We start from the raw sequence: 6,449 nt of genomic DNA on the forward strand, positions 1-6,449 counted from the left end.
TTACATCGGTCTTGGGGGTGGGATGGTCCGTTCGCCGACGTGCGAATCCCCGAGCGCACACTGAGCGAAAGGCCATGGCGCTTATGAACACCACGGTCAGCTGCGAGCTGCACCTGCGCCTCATCGTGTCCAGCGAGTCCTCACTGCCCGTCCCCGCGGGCCTGCGCTACGACACCGCCGACCCCTACGCCGTGCACGCCACGTTCCACACGGGCGCCGACGAGACCGTGGAGTGGGTGTTCGCCCGAGATCTCCTCGCGGAGGGGCTGCACCGACCGACCGGTACCGGCGACGTCCGGGTGTGGCCGTCCCGCAGCCACGGGCAAGGGGTGGTCTGCATCGCACTGAGCTCTCCGGAAGGAGAAGCCCTGCTGGAGGCCCCGGCCCGGGCGCTTGAGTCGTTCCTCAAGCGGACGGACGCCGCGGTGCCCCCCGGCACCGAACACCGTCACTTCGACCTCGACCGGGAGCTGTCCCACATCCTCGCCGAAAGCTGACCCCGACCGGAGGCGGTCCAGCCCCGCTGCCGGCGGGGCCGAACTCCCTGCCGTGATCGCTGCCGTCCTACTCGGGGGCACGGCAGCAGACTCAGCCGCGCACGACGCGGTCTCGGGGCCGGTGGACGGCCCGCTCCCACCGGAGCGGGGCCACAGCACCGCAGGCGCCCGGCACCGGAGCCGGCCATCCGTACGGGTGGCCGGCCTCGCTGTCGGGCGCCGTCGTCGTTTCCGGGGGCGTTCGGGCTCCACACCCGGGAGGTGCGCCGGGGGGACGGCGCCCGCTTTGGGACGCTCTGACGGAATCCGTACAGACCTTCGAACAAACGCGCCGCCCTTATGCCGCAAGGGCCGGTATGGTCTGGGGTAACCGTGGACGCGGGGTACCGGAGTCCCCTGCGCGAGGAGTCCCAACGTGCTGATCACCCATGACACCGAGTGCGCGCTGAGCATCCTCGTGGATCTGCTCAACACGGCACCCGAGGTGTGCGGCGACGAGCGACTGCCGGACGTCGCCGCGCTGGACGCCTTCGTGGTCCGCCAGGAGATCAGCGAGATCGACTCGCTGACCGAGGACGACCTGCGCCAGGTGCACGAGCTGCGCACCCGGCTGCGCGAGGTGTTCCGGACGGAGTCCACCGAGGCGGCCGCCGAGCTGGTCAACGCGATCGTCGCGGCCGCCGGGACGACGCCCCGGCTGGTCAATCACGACCACCACGACTGGCACATCCACTACTTCGCGCCGCACGCCGCGCTCGGCCCCCACCTCGCGGCGGAGCTGGGCATGGCCCTGGCCTTCATCCTGATGGCGGGCGAGCGGGAGCGGCTGCGCCGGTGCGAGGCGCCGGACTGCGCGCGGGTCTTCGTGGACCTCTCCCGGAACCGCTCGCGGCGCTACTGCGACAGCCGGACCTGCGGCAACCGGCTGCACGTCGCCGCCTACCGGGCGCGGCAGCGGTCCGCGGAGGCCGTCGCCTCCGCCTGACGCTCCCGCTCCGGCCCGCGCGCCTCAGATGCCGCGCTTGCGGAGGATCTCCTCGATGTCGGCGAAGTCCCCGAGGCCGTCGTCCCGCTTGCCCGTCTGCTTCTTCCCGGGCGCCTTGGGCGCCTGAGCCACGGCCGGGCGTTCGGGGCTCGGCCCGGCGGCGGCCGGGCGCTCCGGGGAGGCTTCCACCGCTCCGCGGCGATCGACCCAGCGGGTGGCGACCAGCAGCGCGGCGGAGACGCCGAGCAGCACGATGCCGGTCCACACCCGGGGGTCGAAGACCAGCTCGGTCGCCCAGTCGGCGAACGCCCGGCCGATGGTGCTCGCCAACGGGAACAGGCCGGTCAGGTAGAGCCCGGCGGGCAGCAGGGCCACCGCGAACCAGCGGGTCGCCGAGCGGAAGCGCCGACGCCAGGCCCGTAGGCCCGCGACGGCCACGCCGCCGGCCGTGAGCAGGAAACTGATCGCCGCGGTCAGCACGAGTGGGCCCCTTCGTCTCCGGTCGTCCTGGTCATCGGGTACCTCCCTGTCGGTCCGCCCTCGGGCGCACCGCCGGGCGGGAACGGGCACGCACTAGTGGAACACTGGGGGGATGATCGATGGTTCCCTCCCCCGACTCGAGTTCTGGTGCGACCTCCAGTGCCCGGACTGCCGTACCGCCCTGGACGACGTACGGGCGCTGCGCGCGCAGTACGGTGACGCGCTGCCCGTGGAGCTGCGGCACTTCCCGCTGGAGAAGCACAAGCACGCCTACGCCGCGGCGGAGGCGGCCGAGGAGGCGTTCGCCCAGGGTCTGGGGTGGCCGTTCGTGGAGGCGCTGCTGGCCCGGGTCGAGGAGCTGGACGCCCGGGGACAGCAGGTGCTGCTGGAGGTGGCCAGGGAGGTCGGGGCGGACGTCGAGGAGGTCGACACCGCGCTGGTCGACGGCCGGCACATGCTGATCGTGGACTCCGACCAGGCCGAGGGCAAGGCGATCGGGGTCACCGGCACGCCGACGTACGTGATCGGCCGCGAGCGGCTGGACGGCGGGAAGAGCCAGGACGGGCTACGCGAGCGGATCGTTGCCGCCATCGAGGCCGCGAAGGCTTCCTGACGACGCCTGACGTTCCGTCAACTCCTCACAACTGCTTGCCGAAGCAGCGGTTGACGATCCGGTAGCCGAGCGAGGCGTAGAGCCGGAGGGCGACCTCGTTGCCGGAGAAGACGTTGAGGCCGAGTTCGCGCACTCCGGCGGCCAGGCACTCCTGCTCGGCGAGCAGCATCAGAGTGCGGCCGTGTCCCCGGCCCCGGTGGGCCGGGGACACCTCGACCACCATGACCCAGGCGAGCGGGGTGCCGTCCGGCAGGTCGCGCAGGCGGAGGTTCACCCAGAGCGAGCCGAGCGGTCCGCCCTCCACGCCGCCCACACCGCCCGCGCCGTGGAGCCGGCGCAGGGCGACGCCGGGGGTGTCGGCGCCCTGCTGGAGGACGTTGCGGTGGTCCAGGCTCGACTTGGCGTGGGCCTGCTCCTCGGTGAGGCCGGAGTCCATCAGGGAGCGGACGTACTCCCGGGCCGCCCGGTCGATCCAGGCCGGGAACTCCTCGGCGCCGATCGGGCGGGCGGTGACGCCGACGGGCAGGGACGGGGCGGTGGTCAGGCTCTTGCCCAGGTTCCGCATCCGCTCGGTGTAGCCGAGGGTGATGGCGAGCCCGCGGGCGATCGGGGCGGACTCGGGGACCACCACATCCGCCCGGGTACAGCCCCAGGTGCGCAGCACCTCCTCGGCGGCCAGTGCGCCGAAGGTGCCGCGGCCCCGGCCCCGGCCCTCCAGGACCTCCAACTCCGATATCTCGCCCCAGAGTTGGCTGCCATGGCGGGCCGAGGTGGTGCGCAGCGAGCCGACCTGGTGGCCGTTCGCGAGGATCCGCCAGCGTCTGGTGCGGCCACCGGCCGCGGTGGGTGTCTCAGGGCCCTCGGGGCGCAGCGTGGTGGTCATGTCGTGGTCCCTTCCCCTCGCCGGGAAGGTTATCCACGTGGTCCGCGGCGTCTCCCCGGGGCGTCTGCCCGGGCGGGGGATCAGGGGTCGAGGTCGTCGCCGCTGCGCTGGGCGAAGACGTCCATGGCCTTGGCGGTGACCGGGCCGATGCCGGGCAGTTCGCGGTCGTCGACGCGGGTGACGGCCTGGACGTCGCGGGTGGTGGAGGTCAGGAAGATCTCCTCGGCGTCCCGCAGGGCGCTGAGCGGGAGGTCGGCCTCCTCGGCACCGCACCAGTCGATGACCAGCTGCCGGGTGATGCCGGCGAGGCAGCCGGCGGCGAGGGTGGGGGTGAGCAGGCGGCCGCCGAGGACGACGAAGACGTTGGTGCCGGTGCCCTCGCAGAGCAGGCCGGCGGTGTTGGCGAACAGGGCCTCGGAGGCGCCGGCGCGGTGGGCGGCGGCCAGGGCGACGACGTTCTCCGCGTAGGAGGTGGTCTTGAGGCCGGCGACCGCACTGTGCTCGTTGCGGCGCCAGGGGACGACGAGGGCGGCCGTTTCGTCGGGGCGGCGGTTGATCGCGCCGAGGGCGACCACCAGGGTGGGGCCGGTGGTGCCGCGCTCGGAACCGAGCGGGGCGTTGCCGCCGGTGAAGGTGACGCGCAGGCGGGCCAGCGGGGCCGGATTGGCGGCGAGCACTTGGTCGCACGCCTCGCGGACCAGATCGTGGTCGGGGTCGGGCAGACCGAGGCCGCGGGCGGAACGGGTGAGCCGGTCGAGGTGGCGGGTGACCGCGAAGGCCCGGCCGTCGACGGCCTTCAGCGTCTCGAAGACTCCGTCGCCGGTGGTGAGGCCGTGGTCGAGGACCGAGACGGCGGCGTCGGCGGAGTCGACGAGGGTCCCGTTGACCCAGCTCGTGGTGCGGTTGTCCATCGAGGGCTACTCCTAGGCGCGGTGCGGCTCATGGTCGGTGTGGGTGTCGCTGTCGGTCTCGCTGCCCGACGCTATCGCGACCAGCCGGGCGGCCTTGAGCTCGGTTTCGGCCCATTCGCGCTCGGGGTCGGAGCCCCAGGTGATGCCGGCGCCGGTGCCGAAGCGCAGGACAGGCGTCCGCCGGTCCTGCCGGTCGAGCCAGAAGGTGCGGATGCCGACGGCGAGTTCGCCTTCGCCGCGGTCGGCGTCGACCCAGCCGACAGCGCCGCAGTAGGGGCCGCGGGGGGCGGTCTCCAGGGCTTCGATGATCCGCAGGGCGCTGGACTTGGGGGCGCCGGTCACCGAGCCGGGCGGGAAGGTGGCGGCGAACAGTTCGGGCCAGTCGGCGCCGTCGCGCAGGGTGCCCTCGACGGTGGAGACGAGGTGGACCAGCCCGGGGTGCTTCTCCACGACGCAGAGGTCGGGGACGGTGACGGTGCCGGTCCCACAGACCCGGCCGAGGTCGTTGCGGACCAGGTCGACGATCATCACGTTCTCTGCGTGGTCCTTCTCGAGGAGGTCGTCCTCGGTGCGGCCGGTGCCCTTGATCGGCCCGGAGGAGACCGTGCGCCCGGAACGGTGCAGATAGAGCTCGGGGGAGGCGGTGGCGATCTCGACGCCGTGCTCGGGCAGTCGGATGGTGCCCGCGTACGGGGCGGGGTTGCCACGGGCGAGGAGGCCGGTGAGGGCGTCGATGTCGCTGCGGTCGGGGTCGGGCAGCGGCGCGGACAGCACTCGGCACAGGTTGGCCTGGTAGACCTCGCCGGCGGCTATGTGCTCGCGGATGCGGCGCACGCCCGCGGTGTAGGCGGCGCGGTCCAAGGAGCTGTGCCAGCTGCCGGCGGCCGGGCCCTGCCAGCCGGCGCCCGAGGGCGGGGCCGGGGCGGGGCGGACGTCGTCGAAGCGGGCGCAGGTCAGCCGGCCCTCGAAGTCGTAGGCGACGGCCCAGTAGCCGGAGGAGTCGAGCGCGGCCGGGTCCGAGGTGACGTCTCGCAGTCCGGTGGCCAGGCGGCCGCCGAAGCGGGCGAGCGGGGTGCGGGGGTCGGGGTGGCCGGACACGGTTCTCCTGCGCGGTGGTGCTGGGGGCGGCGGTGCCTGAAGTGTAGGTCGGGGGCGTGGCCCGGGTCGGGCCCCCACTCCCCCGAGCTCCGCGCTCCCCGCGCCCCCGCGTACGAGCAGCCGAGTGCGTCGCGCGGGTGTGCGCCGGGTGACTCGCGGATGATCGTCCGGCAGCGCCGCAGGTGGTGACCGGTGACCAGCCGGAAGGGCTGACGGGACGGCACTGCGCCGGCATCCCCTCGGCACGCTGCGGGAACGGATTTTTAGCTGGCCCGGGAATCCGCTAGAGTTCAACACGTCGCCGGGGAGCGCAGCCGAAGAAAAGCGGTGAAGATCCCGGGAGACAGGCGGACGTGGCTCAGTTGGTAGAGCATCACCTTGCCAAGGTGAGGGTCGCGAGTTCGAATCTCGTCGTCCGCTCGATGGAGAACAGTGTAAGGTCGTTCTTCATGCGTTGCCTGGTGGAGTGGCCGAGAGGCGAGGCAACGGCCTGCAAAGCCGTGTACACGGGTTCAAATCCCGTCTCCACCTCCAAGAGGTCCCCCGGTTTCCATCGGGAGGCCTCCCCGCGCGATTAGCTCAGCGGGAGAGCACTACCTTGACACGGTAGGGGTCACTGGTTCAATCCCAGTATCGCGCACGTCGGACCTTCCGAGGTCTGCTGCACAACCGCCTCACCAGGCGCGATTAGCTCAGCGGGAGAGCACTACCTTGACACGGTAGGGGTCACTGGTTCAATCCCAGTATCGCGCACCGTAACAGGCCCTTCGAGGTCTGCTGCACAACCGCCACATCAGGCGCGATTAGCTCAGCGGGAGAGCACTACCTTGACACGGTAGGGGTCACTGGTTCAATCCCAGTATCGCGCACCGTAACAGGCCCCTCGGGGTCTGCTGCACAACCGCCACATCAGGCGCGATTAGCTCAGCGGGAGAGCACTACCTTGACACGGTAGGGGTCACTGGTTCAATCCCAGTATCGC

Annotated in this window: 7 protein-coding genes and 6 tRNA genes; 9 read left to right on the top strand and 4 right to left on the bottom strand. The window is 72.1% G+C overall.

Annotated features, from left to right (window positions below; all coding sequences use genetic code 11):
- Positions 1 to 83 precede the first annotated feature (83 nt).
- Both ACZ3YL_RS07145 and ACZ3YL_RS07150 read left to right on the top strand, forming a co-directional pair.
- Entirely contained in the window at positions 84 to 497 is a 414-nt protein-coding gene (locus ACZ3YL_RS07145; protein ID WP_030056266.1) for an SsgA family sporulation/cell division regulator, read from the top strand.
- 415 nt (positions 498 to 912) lie between these two features.
- Complete coding sequence (locus tag ACZ3YL_RS07150; RefSeq protein WP_188302451.1) at positions 913 to 1,482, top strand: CGNR zinc finger domain-containing protein; 570 nt, start codon at positions 913 to 915, stop codon at positions 1,480 to 1,482.
- Positions 1,483 to 1,506: 24 nt separating this feature from the next.
- On the opposite strand, the gene ACZ3YL_RS07155 is transcribed toward ACZ3YL_RS07150, so the two are convergent.
- Entirely contained in the window at positions 1,507 to 1,962 is a 456-nt protein-coding gene (locus ACZ3YL_RS07155; protein ID WP_465655995.1) for a hypothetical protein, read from the bottom strand.
- Positions 1,963 to 2,074: 112 nt separating this feature from the next.
- Here ACZ3YL_RS07155 and ACZ3YL_RS07160 point away from each other — a divergent pair, with 112 nt between their 5' ends.
- On the top strand, positions 2,075 to 2,575 hold the full coding sequence (locus tag ACZ3YL_RS07160; protein WP_188302453.1) for a DsbA family protein: 501 nt from the start codon (positions 2,075 to 2,077) through the stop codon (positions 2,573 to 2,575).
- A 25-nt stretch (positions 2,576 to 2,600) separates the two neighbouring features.
- On the opposite strand, the gene ACZ3YL_RS07165 is transcribed toward ACZ3YL_RS07160, so the two are convergent.
- From ACZ3YL_RS07165 to ACZ3YL_RS07175, 3 genes are all read right to left on the bottom strand, one after another.
- A complete protein-coding gene (locus tag ACZ3YL_RS07165; protein WP_188302454.1) occupies positions 2,601 to 3,458 on the bottom strand; it encodes a GNAT family N-acetyltransferase in 858 nt (285 codons plus the stop codon).
- A gap of 80 nt (positions 3,459 to 3,538) precedes the next feature.
- Positions 3,539 to 4,369 carry an aminotransferase class IV gene (locus ACZ3YL_RS07170; RefSeq protein ID WP_465655998.1) on the bottom strand — a complete coding sequence of 277 codons (831 nt, stop codon included), beginning with the start codon at positions 4,367 to 4,369 and terminating at the stop codon, positions 3,539 to 3,541.
- Between the two features lie 12 nt (positions 4,370 to 4,381).
- Complete coding sequence (locus tag ACZ3YL_RS07175) at positions 4,382 to 5,467, bottom strand: chorismate-binding protein (RefSeq protein WP_465656000.1); 1,086 nt, start codon at positions 5,465 to 5,467, stop codon at positions 4,382 to 4,384.
- Between the two features lie 347 nt (positions 5,468 to 5,814).
- On the opposite strand from ACZ3YL_RS07175, the gene ACZ3YL_RS07180 reads away from it, so the two are divergent.
- The 6 genes from ACZ3YL_RS07180 to ACZ3YL_RS07205 all read left to right on the top strand — a co-directional run bounded on the left by ACZ3YL_RS07180 (position 5,815) and on the right by ACZ3YL_RS07205 (position 6,449).
- Positions 5,815 to 5,887, top strand: a tRNA-Gly gene (locus ACZ3YL_RS07180).
- 40 nt (positions 5,888 to 5,927) lie between these two features.
- Positions 5,928 to 6,001, top strand: a tRNA-Cys gene (locus ACZ3YL_RS07185).
- Between the two features lie 34 nt (positions 6,002 to 6,035).
- Positions 6,036 to 6,107: transfer RNA gene (locus ACZ3YL_RS07190), tRNA-Val, on the top strand.
- A 41-nt stretch (positions 6,108 to 6,148) separates the two neighbouring features.
- Positions 6,149 to 6,220: transfer RNA gene (locus ACZ3YL_RS07195), tRNA-Val, on the top strand.
- A gap of 44 nt (positions 6,221 to 6,264) precedes the next feature.
- Positions 6,265 to 6,336 (top strand) — tRNA-Val (locus ACZ3YL_RS07200).
- A 44-nt stretch (positions 6,337 to 6,380) separates the two neighbouring features.
- Positions 6,381 to 6,449 (top strand) — tRNA-Val (locus ACZ3YL_RS07205).

This window comes from Kitasatospora sp. NPDC023176, assembly GCF_055560495.1.